Source organism: Paenibacillus plantarum (assembly GCF_013141695.1).
Taxonomy (GTDB): Bacteria; Bacillota; Bacilli; order Paenibacillales; family NBRC-103111; genus Paenibacillus_E; species Paenibacillus_E plantarum.
On record NZ_WHNY01000075.1, the window covers coordinates 335,998 to 355,529 of the forward strand.

The 19,532-nt window shown below is 43.1% G+C and carries 18 protein-coding genes; 16 read left to right on the top strand and 2 right to left on the bottom strand.

Going from position 1 to position 19,532, the window contains the following annotated elements; genetic code table 11:
• Positions 1–3 precede the first annotated feature (3 nt).
• Positions 4–1,134: a class I SAM-dependent methyltransferase gene (locus GC096_RS29485; RefSeq protein ID WP_171635288.1), complete on the top strand. Its 1,131-nt coding sequence runs from the start codon at positions 4–6 to the stop codon at positions 1,132–1,134.
• 32 nt (positions 1,135–1,166) lie between these two features.
• Here the strand turns inward: GC096_RS29485 and GC096_RS29490 are convergent, their stop codons facing one another.
• Positions 1,167–1,397: a DUF2626 domain-containing protein gene (locus GC096_RS29490; protein ID WP_029196536.1), complete on the bottom strand. Its 231-nt coding sequence runs from the start codon at positions 1,395–1,397 to the stop codon at positions 1,167–1,169.
• A gap of 389 nt (positions 1,398–1,786) precedes the next feature.
• On the opposite strand from GC096_RS29490, the gene GC096_RS29495 reads away from it, so the two are divergent.
• The 10 genes from GC096_RS29495 (at position 1,787) to GC096_RS29540 (ending at position 13,036) form a co-directional block, all read left to right on the top strand.
• Entirely contained in the window at positions 1,787–2,440 is a 654-nt protein-coding gene (locus GC096_RS29495) for an RsfA family transcriptional regulator (RefSeq protein WP_056609674.1), read from the top strand.
• 101 nt (positions 2,441–2,541) lie between these two features.
• Complete coding sequence (locus GC096_RS29500) at positions 2,542–3,495, top strand: ketopantoate reductase family protein (protein ID WP_171635289.1); 954 nt, start codon at positions 2,542–2,544, stop codon at positions 3,493–3,495.
• 58 nt (positions 3,496–3,553) lie between these two features.
• Positions 3,554–3,910 carry a DUF3397 family protein gene (locus tag GC096_RS29505; RefSeq protein WP_246303085.1) on the top strand — a complete coding sequence of 119 codons (357 nt, stop codon included), beginning with the start codon at positions 3,554–3,556 and terminating at the stop codon, positions 3,908–3,910.
• Between the two features lie 389 nt (positions 3,911–4,299).
• Entirely contained in the window at positions 4,300–5,982 is a 1,683-nt protein-coding gene (locus tag GC096_RS29510) for a peptide ABC transporter substrate-binding protein (protein WP_171635293.1), read from the top strand.
• Positions 5,983–6,083: 101 nt separating this feature from the next.
• Positions 6,084–7,016 carry an ABC transporter permease gene (locus tag GC096_RS29515; RefSeq protein ID WP_171635294.1) on the top strand — a complete coding sequence of 311 codons (933 nt, stop codon included), beginning with the start codon at positions 6,084–6,086 and terminating at the stop codon, positions 7,014–7,016.
• A gap of 3 nt (positions 7,017–7,019) precedes the next feature.
• On the top strand, positions 7,020–7,952 hold the full coding sequence (locus tag GC096_RS29520; RefSeq protein WP_171635296.1) for an ABC transporter permease: 933 nt from the start codon (positions 7,020–7,022) through the stop codon (positions 7,950–7,952).
• A 13-nt stretch (positions 7,953–7,965) separates the two neighbouring features.
• Positions 7,966–9,003: an ABC transporter ATP-binding protein gene (locus GC096_RS29525; RefSeq protein WP_057314638.1), complete on the top strand. Its 1,038-nt coding sequence runs from the start codon at positions 7,966–7,968 to the stop codon at positions 9,001–9,003.
• Positions 8,996–9,970, top strand: coding sequence for an ABC transporter ATP-binding protein (locus GC096_RS29530; RefSeq protein ID WP_171635298.1), 975 nt, complete (start codon positions 8,996–8,998; stop codon positions 9,968–9,970). The genes GC096_RS29525 and GC096_RS29530 overlap by 8 nt, the downstream gene beginning before the upstream one ends.
• A gap of 157 nt (positions 9,971–10,127) precedes the next feature.
• Positions 10,128–11,762, top strand: coding sequence for a bacillithiol biosynthesis cysteine-adding enzyme BshC (gene bshC / locus GC096_RS29535; protein WP_171635300.1), 1,635 nt, complete (start codon positions 10,128–10,130; stop codon positions 11,760–11,762).
• Between the two features lie 11 nt (positions 11,763–11,773).
• A complete protein-coding gene (locus GC096_RS29540; RefSeq protein WP_171635302.1) occupies positions 11,774–13,036 on the top strand; it encodes an adenosylhomocysteinase in 1,263 nt (420 codons plus the stop codon).
• A 739-nt stretch (positions 13,037–13,775) separates the two neighbouring features.
• On the opposite strand, the gene GC096_RS29545 is transcribed toward GC096_RS29540, so the two are convergent.
• Positions 13,776–13,949 carry a hypothetical protein gene (locus tag GC096_RS29545; protein WP_171635304.1) on the bottom strand — a complete coding sequence of 58 codons (174 nt, stop codon included), beginning with the start codon at positions 13,947–13,949 and terminating at the stop codon, positions 13,776–13,778.
• Positions 13,950–14,079: 130 nt separating this feature from the next.
• Here GC096_RS29545 and GC096_RS29550 point away from each other — a divergent pair, with 130 nt between their 5' ends.
• The 5 genes from GC096_RS29550 to GC096_RS29570 all read left to right on the top strand — a co-directional run bounded on the left by GC096_RS29550 (position 14,080) and on the right by GC096_RS29570 (position 19,530).
• Positions 14,080–15,162 carry a DUF4349 domain-containing protein gene (locus GC096_RS29550; protein ID WP_171635306.1) on the top strand — a complete coding sequence of 361 codons (1,083 nt, stop codon included), beginning with the start codon at positions 14,080–14,082 and terminating at the stop codon, positions 15,160–15,162.
• A gap of 126 nt (positions 15,163–15,288) precedes the next feature.
• The gene (gene mraZ, locus GC096_RS29555) at positions 15,289–15,726 is read left to right on the top strand and encodes a division/cell wall cluster transcriptional repressor MraZ (RefSeq protein WP_056612672.1); all 438 of its coding nucleotides are present in this window, start codon (positions 15,289–15,291) and stop codon (positions 15,724–15,726) included.
• A gap of 69 nt (positions 15,727–15,795) precedes the next feature.
• Positions 15,796–16,746 carry a 16S rRNA (cytosine(1402)-N(4))-methyltransferase RsmH gene (rsmH, locus tag GC096_RS29560; RefSeq protein WP_056612670.1) on the top strand — a complete coding sequence of 317 codons (951 nt, stop codon included), beginning with the start codon at positions 15,796–15,798 and terminating at the stop codon, positions 16,744–16,746.
• Between the two features lie 18 nt (positions 16,747–16,764).
• Complete coding sequence (gene ftsL2 / locus GC096_RS29565) at positions 16,765–17,214, top strand: cell division protein FtsL (protein ID WP_171635308.1); 450 nt, start codon at positions 16,765–16,767, stop codon at positions 17,212–17,214.
• Between the two features lie 15 nt (positions 17,215–17,229).
• Positions 17,230–19,530, top strand: a complete 2,301-nt coding sequence (locus GC096_RS29570) for a penicillin-binding transpeptidase domain-containing protein (protein ID WP_171635310.1) — start codon at positions 17,230–17,232, stop codon at positions 19,528–19,530.
• Positions 19,531–19,532: the final 2 nt, after the last annotated feature.

Sequence of the window (19,532 nt, forward strand, 5' to 3'; positions counted from 1 at the left end):
ATCGTGCATCAACTAGGGCCTGCTAGCATTGTCGAGGTACTGAAGGAGCGTATTAGTTCGACACTAGATCGAAGAATATCCTTTCGAGACTATATGGAAATATGCTTATACCAGGAAACAGTCGGTTATTACCGAAAGGATCAAATAAAGATAGGTAAACAAGGAGATTTCTATACCAGCTCTTCGATAGGAACCGTAATGGGGGAAATGGTTGCTTCTTTCATATATAACCATCTACGAACGCAATCCAATCTGCCGCCTTATTTGGAAATTGTTGAATGGGGTGGAGGTAATGGGCGAATGGCACGCCAATTGCTTGATGAAATGAATCAGGCTGCACCCGATATATATGAGCGGTTAACGTATACGCTTATTGAATCGAGTGCCTATCACCGCCAGTTGCAACAAGAAGTGCTTGTTGAACATGTGGATCGGATTCGTTTCGTGGATGAAACAGTTTGGTTAAGTGAGCCTCCGAGCGATCATGTATATGTATTGGCAAATGAATTGCTGGATGCCTTCCCGATTCACCGCCTGCAGTACAAAGATGGGGCCTTTCACGAATCGTTTGTGATATGGCAAGAGGAAGAGCCTCTTTTACAAGAAATCTGGTTGCCTCTTGGACCTGGACGCATATTAGACTATCTAAATGCCTTAGAAGTTCAATGGCAAGAAGGACAGATCAGTGAATTGAATCTAGAGGCAATAGATTGGTATGTCCGACTTTCGGGACGGATGCGAAGCGGGTGCGTAATAGCAATTGATTATGGAGATCGGGAGGAGGAACTGTACGCCTCTCATCGGCATCAGGGGACATTAATGTGCTATCGGAAGCACGAAGCGCACGATAATCCCTTTATCGACCCAGGTGAACAGGATATTACGGCACATGTTAATTTCAGCTTATGTCAAAAGGCCGCGGTTTCCGCAGGGTTTGAACCCTCTGTGTATCAGACGCAGCGTCAGTTCTTAGTTGAGCAGGGCATTTTGGAAAAACTGCAAAATCATTTCGATCCGAATCCATTTAGTGAGGTGTCCAAAAGAAATCGTTCAATCCGACAATTACTGTTAAGCGATGGAATGAGTGAATTGTTTAAAGTGTTTGTTTCAATTAAAAAAGGTGAATCGGCATAATTGCCGATCCACCTTTTTGCTCGTTATCTGCGTTAGACGGACATTTTGAAAAATGACCAATACGTAAATCCGCTGAAGGAGATAATCATGTATCCCCAGAACAGCAATATGTAAGTACGTTCTGACAAGCGCATATAGCCTAGAATGACGAATACGGCAGTTTGAAAAAAGAAAATCAGAGACATAGGTATCATATCGCCAGCTAAGCTCATTAGTGCGATAACAAGTGTCCAAAAACCTAGAACCCGAAACATGCGATCCATTCTCGTTACATCCCCCTCTCGTACCACGTTGCACAATAACTACAACACATTATACCGTTTGATCCAAGTGGTGTAAACCGTCAAACGGTGACGAAATTGAAAACATTTCATCATATAGACGTAGTATGTCTTTTTATACGAATCCCATGTATGAGTGTCAAAAAATTTGGCAATACCATTTAGTATCAAATAGATTCTATGAACTCTAGTACGGGCATAGAAATAGTAATAATGGCAACGAATCAATTGATACCTGTCTGACTAATTGATTCTTCTTTATGATGTATCCGCAGGTAGGAGAGAATTTGATCAGGAATCGAAGCTCCCGAAAAGGAGAGACTTTGCTCTCCGACCAAAGATCCCTATAATTTGTTAGGAGGTTTGGCCTTATGTCGGCAATTAGACAAGATGCTTGGAGCGATGAAGACGACTTAATTTTAGCGGAGTTGACATTGCGTCATATCCGAGAAGGAAGTACACAATTATCTGCGTTTGAAGAAGTTGGGGAGCGCATAGGACGGACCGCGGCCGCGTGCGGGTTTCGCTGGAACAGCTTTGTACGGAAGAAATATGAAGCAGCCATTCAGATCGCGAAAGCTCAGCGCCAGAAACGGACACAGCTGAAAAAGCATGCCCCTGTTTCGATTTCCGGTTCTTCTTCCATTGGTTTACTTGATAGTCCAGATGTGTCTACTGGCAAGAATGAAGTGTTTACTGAAGAAACACTATCTATTGATGCAGTCATTCGTTTCTTACGGCAATGGCGCAGTACCTATCAGGATATGAATCGTCATATTAAAACGTTGGAAAAAGAACTGCAGGACAAAGAGGACGAACTCGATAGACTTGGCAGAGAAAATAATAAGCTGAATAAACAAGTGAATGAAGTTGAAACCGATTATCGCGTTGTGAATGATGATTATAAAGCGCTTATTCAAATCATGGACCGTGCCAGAAAAATGGCCTTTCTTGTTGAGGAAGAGGAAGAAGAGAAGCCACGCTTCAAAATGGATGCAAATGGTAATTTGGAAAGAGTCGAATAATCATTGATTTTCTTGGAATGAAAAGCTGCAAATCAAGGGGAGCCTTGGTCTGTGGCTTTTTTGCTGTATAATGGGGATACATGGATAAAGGTGGTTATTGTATGCATATCATGATCATTGGTGCTGGTTCTCTTGGCCTTCTTTTTGCTGCTAAGCTTGCCCCGGTTTGTTCGCAATTAACAATAGTAACAAGATCTGTTGGACAAGCTAGAGAATTGACGGAGCACGGCATCCAACTCGTTGGGACAGAGTCACAAGAGGCGAAGCTTGCGAAGTCGATTGTATGTCAGAGTTATTCCGAAGAGATTAGTGGAAGTGTGGTACCGCTAGCGCGGGAAATCGATTATATCTTCCTTATGGTGAAACAGACGGCAATATCACCAGAACTCATCACCTATATTCAAAGCCAAATGACGCGTCACACTTACTTGATATGCTTTCAGAATGGCGTTGGTCATGAAGTGAAATTAAGTCAAGCCATTGGGTGGGATAAGCTTTTTTTTGCCATTACAACAGAAGGGGCTAAGCGAATTGGGCCTACTTCCGTTAAACATACAGGGCATGGAATCACCTATTTGGGGGAGTTAAAAGCGTACAATCTTGCTGCCACAAATCATCATCATAATTTCATTGTGCAGCTGTTGGAATTAGCAGGATTTCGTGCGGAATTGTCGAAAAATATGGAAGTAAGAATCTGGAGCAAATTAGTCATCAATGCGGTCATCAACCCACTCACAGCCATTCTACGTGTTCAAAATGGTGAATTGCTACGTTCAGCATGGACCCTTTCACTTATGAAAGATCTTTACCAAGAAGTGCTTCTTTTGGCTGCTGCCAAAGGAATTGAACTTCCGGTTGAATTATGGGATACCGTTCAGGCAGTTTGCGAAGCGACAAAAACGAATCATTCTTCTATGTTGCAAGATATTGAGGCTTCGCGCCATACGGAAATTGACTATTTAAATGGCAGTATAGTGAATATGGGCAATGAAAAGGGCATTGAGCTGCCTGCAAATAGCTTGGTGTACAGAATGATTAAAGCGATAGAAAATTAAGAGGTGAAACTTTTTGTTGAATAGTTTCGTTAGTCTATTATCTACCTTATATGCCTTGTTGGCTGTAGCGCCATTTATCACGTTTGTTTTAGTGTGGTTCCTCATCTTTCTGTTTCTGAAGGATAAGAAGATGACTACGAGGTTTACTATGGATATAACAACTTTGTTTCTACTAGGATCCGTATCCTTGATGTGGAACAAACTTTTTCATACCCAATTTGGTTTCTGGTTAATTGCCCTAATCTTATTAATTGCTTTTGGTATTATTGGGGGTTATCAAAACCATTTGAAAGGGGAAACTAATTTAATCAAAGTAGGCAGGTTGGTATGGCGTCTTAGCTTTGTAGGCTTATCGGCCTTGTATATTCTGTTATTTTTCGTCCATATAGGTAAAAACTACCTTTTTTCAACATAAATTTCTTTCTGATTACCTGATTTTGGATATTATGGGCATTAATTAAGCGGATCTTTGTAATATTTATTTGAGATTTGTAGAAAATAACAAACAAAATCGTCTAGATTTTATTGACCGTTGGTTGTATAATTAAAAACCGTGAGAGTAAATTTTTTTACCAGTTATTTAGTCAAAGGTAAATTAATTGTGGACAAACTCATCGTTTATGTTATAATTCCTTGCGTAGACTCTAGTAAATTTTTTTACCAGAGATATAGGTGATGTTATATAACATGAAAGAAGCGGTTACATTGATCTTCGGGTTAAGGGTGTAAGGTTTATGTTATTAAAACTAACAAAGCACCTAGCCATAGATGTCTAGACATACATATTTTAAAGGAGGAGTTTATATGAAAGCGACAAAGTGGGTTACTACAGCAGTAGCATTAACGCTTATGGGTAGCGTAGCAGTAGGTTGTGGCAAAAGTGAGGAAACACCAGCAGTATCACCAACAGATGGTACTAAAGGTACTTCGGCTCCAGCTTCCAACAAGCCTCAAGAAATTAAGATCAATTTCTCTGCTGAGCCTCCTATTATGGACAGCTCCAAAGCAACTGCAAATGCTGCTTTTACTTTTATTAGCGCATTTAATGAAGGTCTATATCGTACAGATAAAGATGGCAAAGCAGTAGCTGGTCTTGCAAAAGATATGCCTAAAATCTCTCCTGATGGTCTAACGTACACAATTGACATTCGCGACAATGCGAACTGGTCTGACGGACAACCAGTAAAAGCACAAGATTTCATTTATTCCTTCAAACGTACATTAGATCCGGCTACAAAAGGGCAATATAGTTTCGTAGTAGCATGGATTAAAGGTGGAGAAGCTGTTACTAAAGCGAAAACTCCTGAAGAAGTTAAAAAAGCACAAGATGCACTTGGTGTTAAAGCAATCAGCGACAAGCAAATTGAAATTAAACTAGAGAAGCCGGTTGCATTCTTTACACAAATGCTTGCATTCGGAACTTTCTTGCCACAACGTGAAGATTTCGTAACAAAAGCTGGCGACAAATATGGCGCTGAAGCTGACAAAGTAATCGGTGCAGGTCCATTCATTTTGAGCAAATGGGATCATGGCCAAACACTTGAGCTTGTTAAAAATGAAAAATATTGGGATGCTGCAAATGTGAAGTTAACAAAAGCAACAGTCAATATTGTTAAAGACACAAATACAGGCCTTAACCTATATGAAACAGATGCGGCTGATTTGACTGAAATCAATCGTGATCAACTTACTTTGTACAAAGGTAAACCGGACAACCTGCCTAAACCAGAGTTGACGAACTCCTACTTGATGTACCAAGTGAAGAAACAACCAGCTCTTGCGAACAAAAAAATTCGTCAAGCACTTGGTATGGCAATCGATCGTCAAGCTTATGTAGATACAGTTCTAGCTAACGGTTCCGTTGCTTCCACTGGTCTAGTGCCAGGTGGTACTTCTGACGGTGCTGGCGGTGAATTCCGTAAAACAGCTGGTGACACACAACCGAATTTCGATGCTGCTAAAGCGAAAACTTTGCTTGCTGAAGGTTTGAAAGAGCTTGGTCTAACAGCACTTCCAAAAATGAAAGTGAACGCGGATGATACAGAAACTGCGAAAAAATCACTTGAGTTTATCCTTGCACAATGGAAACAAAACCTTGGTTACGTTGCTGAAGCGAACCCAGTTCCTCATGCATTGCGTATCGAGCTTTCCTCCAAAAAAGATTTCGATATCGTTCTTTCCCTATGGGGCGCAGATTACAACGATCCAATGACATTCTTGGATATGTGGGTAACTGGCAGTGAGTTTGATGAAGGTGACTACAGCAACCCAGAGTACGATAAACTTGTGAAGTCCGCTCAAACAGAAACAGATACGACGAAACGTGCTAAAGCTTTGGTTGATGCTGAGAAAATCCTTATGGATGATCAAGGTGTAGCTCCATTGTACTTCCGTACTCGTGCGTACCTGAAAAAAGCATCCATTTCCGGTTTGATTCTACCATCGTTTGGTCAAGAGTGGGAATTGAAATGGGCTACAGTTAAGTAAGTAATCTTTAAAGTAGTTTAAAGCAGAAGGGGCCGTTCGCACCTCGTGGGAGCGGCCTCTTCTAACTTTCTTGTCTTATATTTTAATAAAGGAGGAGCAATATGATTAAGTTCATTCTTCGCCGTTTCCTATATGCGCTTATTACGTTATGGCTAATCTCAACATTTACTTTCGTACTGATGAAAAACTTGCCAGGTAATCCACTAGGAGAAGGCGCTGAGAAGATTCCGAAAGCTACGAGAGATATGTTGATGAAGCAATACGGGCTAGATAAGCCATTGTGGGAACAATACTTGACATTCATGAACAATATCATCCATGGCGATCTAGGAGCTTCCTTTCAATTCCCTGCTCACAAAGTTACTGATATTATCAAACAAGCTTTCCCTTCATCCTTAGAACTTGGATTGATTTCAATTGTTATCGCAATTGTTGTTGGTTTAACTTTAGGGATTATTGCAGCCTTGAAACATAATAAAGTTGGCGATTATACAGCTATGTTCATTGCGATCTTAGGTGTTTCCATTCCGTCCTTCGTACTTGGGCCAATGCTTTCTTATTATGTAGGAGTAAAGTGGGGGATTTTACCTGCTGGTTTATGGAAAGGTCCAGAATACAAGATATTACCAGCAATTGCTTTATCCTTCGGTACAATTGCGATTTTGGCACGGTTAATGCGTACGTCCATGTTGGATGTTTTGAATCAAGATTATATTAAAACAGCGAAGTCAAAAGGTTTGTCAACTATGACAGTAGTATTTAAGCATACAATTCGTAATGCGATATTGCCGGTTATCACGATCATCGGTCCAATATTTGTAAACGTCATCACAGGTACGTTAGTTGTTGAACAAATTTTTAGTGTACCAGGTTTGGGTAAACATTTTGTATCGTCTGTATATTCGAATGATTATACGATGATTTCTGGATTAACTATCTTTTACTCAGCGATTTTGATTGTCGTTATCTTTATTACTGACGTTGTGTATGGCTTAGTAGACCCTAGAATTCGTCTTGGGAAAGGCGGGAAATAATTCATGCAAACTCCAAATGAATCAACAGATACTAACTACAAGTTTGCTCCCGTTTCAAATAAATCTCTAACTGGTGAAGTAATTGTAAGACCTTCACTTAATTATTGGCAGGACGCATGGAGACGACTTAAGAAAAATAGACTGGCTATGGCTGGCTTAATTATATTGGTAGCTTTAATCGTACTTTCGATTATCGTTCCATTTGTTTCAAGCTACGATTATCAGACGCAAAACTTAAAGCTTAAAAATGCAGTGCCAAGCAGTTCACATTTCTTTGGAACAGATGACTTCGGTCGAGATGTTTGGACGCGCGTATGGTGGGGGACTCGAATCTCCCTGTTTATCGGTATTACAGCGGCATTAATTGACTTAGTAGTTGGTGTTATTTACGGGGGGATTTCCGCGTATTACGGTGGGAAAGTTGATGAAGTGATGCAACGTTCCATTGAGATTGTCTACGCGATTCCTTTCTTGTTGATTGCTATTCTTTTAATCATGGTTATTGGCTCAGGGGTTTCTTCCATCATTATCGCCTATAGTATTACAGGGTGGGTGCCTATGGCACGGCTTGTTCGTGGGCAGATGCTTACACTTAAGGAACAAGAGTTCGTATTAGCTTCGCGTACACTGGGAGCTTCTCCCATGAGAATAATTATGCGTAGTTTGATCCCCAATGCGCTTGGTATAATCATTGTACAGATCACATTCGTTGTGCCATCTGCGATCTTTACGGAAGCTTTCTTGAGCTTTATTGGTCTTGGTGTAAAGCCACCACTGGCATCGCTAGGTAACTTGCTGTCAGACGGTGCTAACTATATTCGGTTATATCCGCATCGCCTTATTTTCCCGACAATTGTGTTCAGCTTAATCTTGTTGAGCTTCAATCTACTCGGCGATGGGCTTCGTGATGCGCTAGATCCAAAAATGCGCAAGTAAGAAGGGGTGAATAATGATGAGCACCAAAGACAATTTACTAGAAGTGAAAGATTTGAGAGTTTCATTCCAGACTTATGCGGGTGAAGTTCAGGCTGTTCGCGGCGTATCTTTTTCTTTGAAAAAAGGTGAAGTGTTGGCGATTGTAGGTGAATCCGGCTGCGGTAAATCCGTAACGGCACAAACGCTCATGCGTTTAATTCCTACTCCGCCTAGTTATATAAAAAGCGGCTCTATCATGTTTGATGGGAAAGTGGATATTACCAAGCTTTCCAACAGACAAATGGAGAAAATTCGTGGCTCGGAAATGGGTATGATTTTCCAAGATCCAATGACTTCGTTGAATCCAACGATGAAAATTGGTGATCAGATCACGGAAGGTTTGATCAAACACGAGGGTTTAAGTAAAAGTGCTGCAAGAGAAAGAGCCATCGAAATTCTAAAGCTTGTTGGGATCAACTCGCCTGAGGGTCGTATTCATCAATATCCACACGAACTTTCTGGTGGTATGCGTCAACGTGTCATGATCGCGATCGCTCTTGCTTGTTCGCCTAAGCTTCTTATTGCAGATGAGCCGACAACAGCGTTAGACGTTACCATTCAGGCTCAAATTATTGATTTGATGAAGAAGATCTCTGTGGAAACGGACTCATCCATTATCTTGATTACACATGATCTTGGTGTCGTTGCTGACATGGCAGGGCGTGTTGTGGTTATGTACGCAGGTAAAATTATTGAGCAGGGCACCGTGGATGAAATATTCTATGAGCCACAGCATCCATATACATGGGGATTGCTTCGTTCAGTGCCGCGGTTGGATACGAACACGAATGAGGAGCTTGTGCCGATTCCAGGTACACCGCCAGATTTGTTCGCTCCGCCGAAAGGGTGTGCCTTCGCAGCTAGATGTCCTTATGCGATGAATCACTGTCTGGAAGAAGATCCAGCACATTCCGTGCTGTCTGAAACACATTCAGCCGCTTGTTGGTTACTTCACCCGGATGCGCCGAAGGTTGAACGTCCTGTAGGAGTGGGAGGTAATAGGCATGTCTAAAACATTGGCTAAGTCGGAACAACCGATCTTACAAATTCGCAATATGAAGAAACATTTTAATCTTGGAAACGGTAAGATCTTGAAAGCCGTGGACAACTTTTCTATAGAAATTAAACGTGGTGAAACGTTTGGTCTTGTTGGTGAATCGGGTTGTGGGAAATCCACAGCAGGAAGAACTATCATTAAACTTTATGACGCAACGGAAGGCGAAGTCATTTTCGATGGTGAAGATGTTCATAAGCTGACTGGGAAAAAGTTGAAGGAATTCAACCGGAATATGCAAATGGTATTCCAAGATCCTTACGCATCCTTAAACCCACGTATGACTGTCGGGAATATCATTGCTGAAGGTATTGATATCCATGGCTTATACAAAGGTGCAAAGCGTAAAGAACGAGTTATGGAATTGCTTCGTGCAGTTGGTTTGAATGATGAGCATGCTAGCCGATTCCCGCATGAATTCTCCGGTGGTCAACGTCAACGTATTGGGATTGCCCGTGCGCTAGCGATTGAACCGAAATTCATTATCGCGGATGAGCCGATTTCTGCATTGGATGTTTCCGTACAAGCGCAAGTCGTTAACCTTTTCAAAAGATTACAAAAAGAAATGGGCTTAACTTACTTATTTATCGCGCATGATTTGGCGATGGTTAAGCACATCTCTGACCGTATCGGGGTTATGTACTTGGGAAGTCTTGTTGAGGTGACTACGTCCGACGCGCTATACGCGAAGCCGTTACACCCATATACACAATCCTTGCTTTCTGCGATTCCGATCCCAGATCCGGAAATTGAACGTACTCGTGAGCGTATCATTCTTCAAGGCGACGTACCGAGTCCGCTTAACCCGCCAAGTGGTTGTCCGTTCCGAACACGTTGTCCGCAAGCGATGGCGAAGTGTGCAGATTCCATGCCGCCTAGCAAAGAAGTGGAACCGAATCACTTCGTTGCTTGTCATTTATACTAATGAGATTAGCCGTCCCGAGAGGGGCGGCTTTTCCTTGTTATCCTAAACAAGATATAATTGTAATTAGAAAAAATACAGTTTTGACGATTTCAGGGCTACCGTGTACAATTAAAGGATAGTTGTTTTATTTGTTATGAAGAGGAGACACTAGTCGCATATGCAAATGGAAACTTTTCAATGGAAGAAAAATCAGACATTGGCGGAAGATTATATATCGGGTAAAGGCAAAGCAAAGTCGTTGTTCCCTTATCATTTTGGAAACGGGGAAGATTGGCAAGCTCGTGTCAATTGGTTGGACGGAGCTAAGGATGCCCCGCATGTCGGGCGTGAGCGGCTTGTAGAGGTGCTGAGAGCCTATAATCGACGTGTAGGGAATACGGAAGCCGCTCTGGCGCATATCGCTGCATTAGGTGATCAGCAAACGCTAGCGGTTGTTGGCGGTCAACAAGCGGGGTTGTTTGGCGGACAGTTGATGATCCTATATAAAGCCATCACCATTATTCAATTGACGCGGGAATGGCGTACAAAGTTGCAACGCGCAGTCGTTCCGGTTTTCTGGATCGCAGGTGAGGATCACGATTTCGATGAAGTCAATCATGTCCATGTTCTTTCCAATACGCAGCAGATTGAGAAGTTGAAGGTGGAGCATCCAACTGGTGTAAGAACGTCTGTCAGTCGCCTGCCACTTTCCTCTGAAGCGTGGGAAGAAGCATTGAATAAGTTGGATCAATCGTTAATGGATACAGAATTCAAAGCGTCTTTGTTAGATAAAATGCGTTCAGCTGCAGACGATGGAGCGACGCTTTCAGATGCTTTTGCTCGTTGGATGGCGATGTTGTTTGGCGAGTATGGGCTTGTATTGATCGATGCGGATGAGCCTTCGGTTCGTGCCTTAGAGTCATCTATGTTCGAGCAAATGGTAGAGCAGAATGAGTCATTTACCGCCTCCTTACTGCGCAGTCAGGCTGAAGTCAGTCAAGCGGGTTATGGGATTCAGGCAGAAGTACATGAGGATGCTGCGAACCTCTTCGTTTTCGCCGAAGGAGCGAGGTTGCTGCTTCATCGTGAGGGAGAGCACTTTACGGATAAGAAAAATACGGTTAGTTACACGAAGTCTGAACTTCGTGATAAAGCGATGTCAACACCGGAACAGTTGAGTAATAATGTCATGTCTCGGCCGCTTATGCAGGAATATTTATTTCCGGTTCTGGCGACAGTGCTAGGCCCTGGGGAAATTGCTTACTGGGCGCTGACGAAGCAAGCGTTCGAACATTTTCATATGCGTATGCCGATTGTGGTACCACGCTTGGAGTTTACTTTGATTGAGGGCACGATAAAGAAACAGATGGATAAATACGAGCTTACTTTGACAGACGTTCTGGAACGCTTTGATGAGAAGAAACAAGCTTGGTTGGATGCACAAGACACACTTCAGCTTAACGAACGGTTTGAAGCGGTTAAGGAGTCCTTCCTTAGTGCCTACGCTCCGCTTGTGGAGTCTCTCAGTGGTATTAATCCTGGTGTCAAAAAACTCGGTGATACAAATCTGGCTAAAATCGTGGAACAAATCGATTATTTGCATCATAAGGCGAGTGAAGCGTCACATACACAATTTGATGCAGCGATCCGGCAGTTGGACCGTGTTCGACTAACTATTTTTCCGTTAGCCAAGCCCCAAGAAAGAGTGTATAATGGGTGTGCTTATCTGAATCGTTATGGGAATGTTTGGCTGCATCATTTACTTGAGACGCCAATACCTGTAGACGGCATGCATCGTATCTATTATTTGTAGGAGGAACGAAGATGACAACTGCAACAAACAGTATTGTAACTGACATGGCGTTAGCGCCGGATGGTCATTTGAAAATTGATTGGGTTCAGGCGCACATGCCTGTTTTGAATCGAATTCGTGAGCAATTTGAGAAAGAACAGCCTTTCAAAGGGCTGAAAGTAACAATCTCCTTGCATTTGGAAGCTAAAACAGCTTACTTAGCGAAGGTTGTTAAAGCTGGTGGAGCTGAAGTTACGATCACGGGTAGTAACCCGCTTTCCACGCAAGATGATGTATGTGCGGCACTTGTTGAAGATGGAATCACTGTATTTGCCAAATACAACCCGAGTCCAGAAGAATACAAAGAGCTTCTTGTTAAATCATTGGAATCCAAACCAGATCTTATTATTGATGATGGTGGCGACTTAGTCTCACTACTTCACTCCGAGCGTAAGGATTTGGCAGTAAATGTGCGCGGTGGTGCGGAAGAAACAACAACGGGCATTCTTCGCTTGAAAGCGATGGAAAAAGACGGGAAGCTCGGTTTCCCGATGGTTGCTGTTAACGATGCATACTGTAAATACTTGTTTGATAACCGTTACGGTACAGGTCAATCCGTATGGGATGGCATCAACCGTACAACAAACTTGGTGGTTGCAGGTAAAACAGTCGTTGTTGTTGGCTACGGCTGGTGTGGTAAAGGTGTGGCTATGCGCGCTAAAGGCTTAGGCGCTAACGTAATCGTGACTGAAATCGATGCGATTAAAGGCGTTGAAGCGTATATGGATGGTTTTGCCGTTATGCCAATGATCGAAGCTGCGAAATTGGGTGATTTCTTCGTTACGGTTACAGGTAACCGCGATGTTATCCGTGGCGAACACTACAAAGTGATGAAAGATGGCGCGATTCTTTCGAACGCGGGTCACTTTGATGTTGAAGTGAACAAACCTGAGCTAGAGGCGTTGTCTTCCTCCAAGCGTACAGTTCGTCGTAACATTGAAGAGTATCAACTAACAGATGGTCGCAAAGTGTATATCTTAGCGGAAGGCCGCTTAGTTAACCTAGCTGCTGGGGATGGTCATCCGGCTGAAATCATGGATATGACATTTGCACTTCAAGCGATGTCCTTGAAATATGTGAACGATTCCTACCAAACTTTAGGGAATACAGTTGTCAATGTTCCTTATGTATTGGATGAGCAAGTTGCTCGCTTCAAGCTCGAATCGCTAGGTACGAGTGTAGATGTTCTTTCAGATGAGCAAAAAGCTTACCTAGACAGCTGGGATGAGCACTAGAATATTTAATGAGTGATATGAAGTATGAAGTGATGATGATGCCCTTTGATCCACTGATGTGGATTGGAGGGCATTTTTGTTTGAATTTGTTGGAGAGGGAAAGTTGTAGTTACAGGGGAGTCTGGTGGGTGGGGAAATTAACTACATGAAATACTTTAATTGAATATAACTACTGTCTCATTGACCCAGCAACTCGGTACAACTCAGCAACAACTCACCAACCAACCAACGAACCGACCGACGAGCCGCCAACTCACAAACAGACTCACAAACCGATAACAAACCAAATCACAAACCAAATCACAAACCAACGAACGAACCGACTTACGGACCGATCGTCAAACCGACTCACGAACCGACCCGCGGACTGACTTACGACGACTAACAAATCGCTCGACGAGCCAGCCCGGCAATCCGCGAACTAGTGTCAATTGATCCTTTTATGTGGTTGGGGTAAGTGATAGTTGTTTGTTTTGTGAGATGATAGGGGGCCAGGAGTAAATAGATGGAAATTGTACAGTTAATTTAGCTAGAATGGGCTGTTTTACATGATTAACTGGATTTTCTGTAGGTAATATCAAAGATTTTCGACGATATGAGCAAATGAGAGAAATTTAACTACATAAAATACATGTAAACCGAAAATTTGGAGATTTTCTTCTGAAATGGCTGTATGTTTTCCAGTTAAATATTGTGGAAGGTACAATTCATGCCCCGCCAACCCTGCTAATCTGACAGATCATACCAATCCCGGTAATATCACTAGCAGTTGTAGCTCCAGAACCAGCCCCACTAGACTCACCAGCCCACCAGCCCCATCAGCCCCACCAGCACCGCCACCCCCAACTCCACAAATACTCGCAATTACCCAACACTCCGCAGCCAGTGACCGCTCAAGTGTCACTCCAATCACACAACCTTTCCATCAATCACAAAAATCTTTAGCACTTTTTACCGTCAACGTTGTTTCCATGCAACTTTCGTGTACAGTATTCCGTTTGAAGGGTGTATAACCTATAAATGGAAATTGGGGGCATGTTGAAATGAGCATAAAGACAAGAGCAAGCTTAGCGCTATTAATCGTCATGTGTATGCTGATATTGGGGGTGCTGGCAGGATGTAGTTCCTCCTCCAAGAGCGAACAAGATTCATCCACTACTGTTTCTAAAAGTGACATGAATATGCAAACGTCAGGTGCGACAGCGGATCAGTTTGCCGACGCGAAACAAGTGAATCAAAGCAACGCGGCTCCCGCGGCAATGGCGAAGGAAGCAACGACTAAAGCTCCTACGGTGGACGGTAAGGCAGCTGCGCCAAATGTTGTGATGCCTGCTAGTGGAAACGATCAAGAAGCTGGTTTTAACCGCAAAATTATTTATCGGGCTAATCTCGTGATGCCAGTTGAAGACTATACTAAAGCGCAAACCCAGCTAAGGGATCTCGTTGCCTTAAGTGGCGCTTACATCTTGCAGTTTTCCGAGAGTGCGAATACGGGCGAAAAGGGTGGGACGTATACGATTAAAGTCGCAGCGAATGGTTTTGTATCCATGCTGGACGGCCTAGAAAAGATAAGCCCCGCGCTCCAACGGAATGTACAAGGCCAGGACGTGACGGAAGAATACGTGGATCTAAGCTCTCGTCTAACGGCGAAACAGCTTGTTGAGACCAGATTACTAAGTTTTATGGAGAAAGCATCGAAAACGGATGATTTACTAGCATTTTCTAATGAGCTTGCTAAGGTGCAAGAGGCAATTGAGCAAATCAAAGGCAGAATGCGATACTTGGATCAAAATGTTTCGTACTCCACCATCGAGCTGCGCATGTATCAACAAACCGGTAAAAAACCGTTGCTGTCTGACCCGAATGAACTAACTTTATCGGAACGTGTGGAAAAAGCATGGGGCTCTAGCCTGAATGTTCTGGTCGCTGTGATGCAAGGTGTCCTCGTTTTCCTGGCTGCCGCGGTACCCGTTATGGTGATATTACTTCTCATTGCACTCCCAATCTGGGTATACAGGCGCAAGAGGAACATACAGTTGAAGGCATTGCGGTTGCAACTGAAGGAGCAACAAGTATCTGAAAATACACCCCAAGATACGGAACAAGGAACAAAAGGCACAGAATAGACCTAAAAAACGAAATAAATTTAATTAATCCTGCTAACTAAGCAGGATTTCTTTTATTTTTAGCGAATATTGATTCAAATGTGGTGAAAAGTGGTACAAAGTGGAGGGAAAGGGGGGCTCGATGCTATGTTTATGGGTGAATATCAACATAGCATTGATGAGAAAGGCCGAATGATCATCCCGGCTAAATTTCGTGAAGCCCTTGGCGAAGCTTTTGTCATCACCCGTGGTCTGGATCAGTGCTTATTTGTATACCCGCAATCCGAATGGTTAATTCTCGAACAGAAGCTGAAAGCATTGCCATTAATGAAGTCAGATGCACGTGCATTTACCCGGTTTTTCTTCTCTGGTGCAACAGAGTGTGAGCTTGATAAGCAAGGGAGAGCTAACATTCCAAGCAATCTCGTCGACCATGCCAAGTTAGAAAAAGATTGTGTCGTTATCGGTGTTTCTAATCGTGTGGAGATTTGGAGTAAGCAAGTTTGGGAAAGCTATGCCAATGAGTCTGAACAGTCATTCAATGAAATAGCAGAGAAGCTGGTCGATTTTAATTTTGATTTATAGAAATGTAGTGTTTAAGAATATGCTTACGAAGTCAGTTTTGCCAAGGCAAAACTTTTAGGAGGACAACGAGTGTTTCATCATGTGACTGTACTTAAAGAAGAATCTGTAGAAGGTTTACATATAAAACCAGATGGCGTTTACGTGGATTGTACAATGGGAGGCGCGGGACATAGCTCGCTTATCGCTTCCAAACTAGGACCTGAAGGGTTACTCATTGCCCTTGATCAAGATGATGTTGCTCTAGCCAATGCGCAAACAGTGCTTGCACCCTATCTAGATCGCGTAGCTATTATCAAAAGCAACTTCAGAGAAATCGAGCACGTACTACGCGGTGTACCCAAAGCTATGAAAGATGGCAGACCCCAGGTTGACGGCATTTTGTTCGATCTTGGCGTATCTTCTCCACAGTTGGATGATGGTGATCGCGGATTCAGCTACAACCATGATGCGGAGCTTGATATGAGAATGGATCGGGATACGCTGCTCACAGCCAAAACAATCGTGAATGAGTGGCCAGCTGACAAAATTGCTAAAGTTTTATTCGAATATGGGGAAGAAAAGTTCTCAAGGCGAATTGCTGGTGTCATTGTGGAAGCAAGAGAGAAGAAAACGATTGAAACGACGGGTGAACTCGTGGAATTGATCAAAGAGGGGATCCCAGCTGCCGCAAGACGGACAGGGGGACATCCGGCCAAACGCAGCTTCCAAGCATTACGAATTGCTGTGAACGACGAGTTAGGCGCGTTTGAAGAAGCGCTTCAGCAATCACTGAACTGCTTGGCACCTCAAGGACGCATTGCAGTCATTACGTTCCACTCCTTGGAGGATCGCATCTGTAAACAGTTTTTTGTGAAAAATGTGGAGAAATGTACGTGTCCGCCAGCTTTTCCAATGTGTGTTTGTGAGAAGGCTGGAGATTTGAAGCTCGTTACACGTAAACCAATTCTACCAAGTGAACATGAATTAGAAGTCAATCAAAGAGCCAGATCGGCAAAATTAAGAATAGCAGAAAAGCTTTGACCAAGGGAGGAATAAGCGATGTCATATATTCAAGGTAATTTGGCACTTGATCCGAAACGCAAACCGAATCCACAGCAGCGTGTTAAGATAAAAGAAACAACCAAGGTTGTTTATCGCAATTCCTCATTGCCTGCGCAAGAGAAAATGCTCTACTTATTCACAGTTGTACTGTGTGTTATCGTTGCTGGCGTGATTATTTGGCGGTTTGCTGCGATCTATCAGATGAATGCGAATATATTGAAAATGCAAGGTGAAATCCGTGAAATTCAAGCGCAGAACAGCGCGCTCAAGCAAGAAGTTGAGAAGTTGCAAAGTCCGGATCGTTTAAAAGAGGAAGCTGTACGCCTCGGCTTTAATATACAAGATGTGAAGCAAGGTGAAGTCGTAGCTCAATCTACGAAAGCGAAATCTAGTACAACATCAACTGCAACGAGTGGCAAAAGTACGAAAGCTGCTTCTAAACCGTAACAGGTAGGTACTCATATGACAAAAAAAATTAAGTTACGTTCTTTGCTACTTGGAGGGTTTTTCACCCTTCTTTTTGTTGTCCTCATGGTTAAAGTCTATTGGATTCAAGTGGTAGAAGCATCCTGGTTGCTAGAGAAGGCTGAGAAAAGATGGGAAACGGATAAAGTGCTGGCTCCTGTACGCGGTTCGATTTTGGATCGTAATGATAAGGTGCTTGCCGTAGAAGCAACAGCTTATACGATTGCGCTAAATCCGAAAGTGATTGATGCTTTGCACATTGCTGAGGATGTGACTCAGGGGTTAGCGGATATTTTGAAAGAATCAGAGGCGAAGCGTGCCGAGCTAGTCGATAAAATCCGCAAGTTAGCGACAAAGAAGAATTTGGATGGAACGGACTTCGCTGCGAACGTAGAAGTGAGAAATGAAGGCTGGAAGATTGAGAAAGAGAAAGCGGATCAAGTTCGCTTGCTCATTGCCAATCTACAAACGAAGCTTAAGCTGGGCGCCAGAGCGAGCGTAGGAATTTCAATTCTTGAAGATGAGAAGAGATACTATCCGGGTGAAACGTTGGCGTCTCATATTCTAGGGTATACGAACAAAGAAGGTGAAGCATCGCTTGGCCTAGAGCTGAAATTAAACGATACACTTAAGGGTATTCCAGGGATGCTAAGTTACGAAAAAGATGGTAAAGGTGTAGAACTTCCCGATGCCAAAGTCAACTTTAAACCTGCGGAAGACGGAAACAATGTTAGACTCACGATCGACAAAAATATACAGTTTTATTTAGAGAGCGCTTTAGCAAAAGTCAATGACAAATGGCATCCGAAAAGCCTGACAGCTATCGCGGTTGATCCGAAAACGATGGAAATTCTAGGGATGGCAAATACGCCGAACTTTAATCCGAATACGTACTGGAATTATGATCCGCAGAAAGATTTTAGAAATGGCGCCGTTTCTTCCCGATATGAACCGGGATCTACCTTTAAGTTAGTTACCCTAGCTGGAGCGGTGGAAGAGGGATTGTTTAATCCGACAGAAACCTATCAATCAGGTTCGATAAAAGTCTCAGACCGTATTCTCCATGACCATAATCTCGTCGGATGGGGGAAAATCACCTTCTTAGAGGGTTTGAAGAGGTCTAGTAACGTTGCTTTTGTAAAGCTAGGAATCGAGAAGTTAACGCAGAATAAACTGCGCGATTATATTAATAAGTTTGGTTTCGATCAAAAAACGAATATCGATATGCCTGGAGAAGTAAAAGGGCTCATTGACATGAAATATCCGTCAGAGTACGCAACAGCGACCTATGGACAAGGGAAAGTCGTTGTGACAGCCATCCAACAAACCGCAGCTTATGCAGCCATTGCGAATGGTGGTAAATTGATGTGGCCGCACATTGTGAAGGACATTCTTGATCCTAAAACAGGCAAAGTAATTACGGCGTATGAACCTCAAGTTATCCGACAAGTTGTGAGTCCGCAAACGGCAACACAAGTGAGTGGTTATTTAGAACAAGTCGTATCCGACCAAGAAGTAGGGACTGGTAAGCTTGCTTATATGGAGGATTATCGGATAGCAGCCAAGACGGGGACAGCGAATATCGTACTTCCTGGTGAAAAAACGTACTCACCCAATACTTGGGTAATCTCGTTTATTGGCTATGCGCCAGTAGAAGATCCACGGATTTTAATTACACTTATTGCAGATCAGCCTGATTTAGGTGGGAATTATCATTTGGGCGGTCAAGTCCTAGCGCCTGCGTTCAAAGAAATCGTGGGTGAGTCTTTGCAGTACATGGGCGTTGCCTCAAGTAAAAAGCCGAAAACGATCACCAAAGAAGCGAATCGTCTTAATGTACCGAATTTGTTAGATGTTACATCGACAAGTGCTAAAGACACTGCCAAAGATATTGGTCTATCACTTGAAGTGTTTGGTAAAGGTGAGAAGGTTGTTGATCAATTCCCGAAGGCTGGCACTCAAATTCTATCAACGCAGCATATTTACGTTGCCATGCAACCTGTCGAGGAAATGCCGCTCCCGAATCTAGTGGGCAGATCCCTGAGAGACGCTGTTGAGACATGTTCTTTCTTCAAAATTGATTGTCAAACCTCAGGGGAAGGGTATGTATCTGAACAATCCGCTGCAGGAGAAGGACGTGGCGTAACGCTGCAACTTAAACCGCTAAGTGATAAAACAGATACGGCAAGCGGATCAACCCCTGTTGCAACGCCTACAGGTTCACCGACGCCATCACCAACGCCTAACTCCAAAACGGAGACACAAGGAACGACAACGACAGCAAATAAACAACGTTAGTG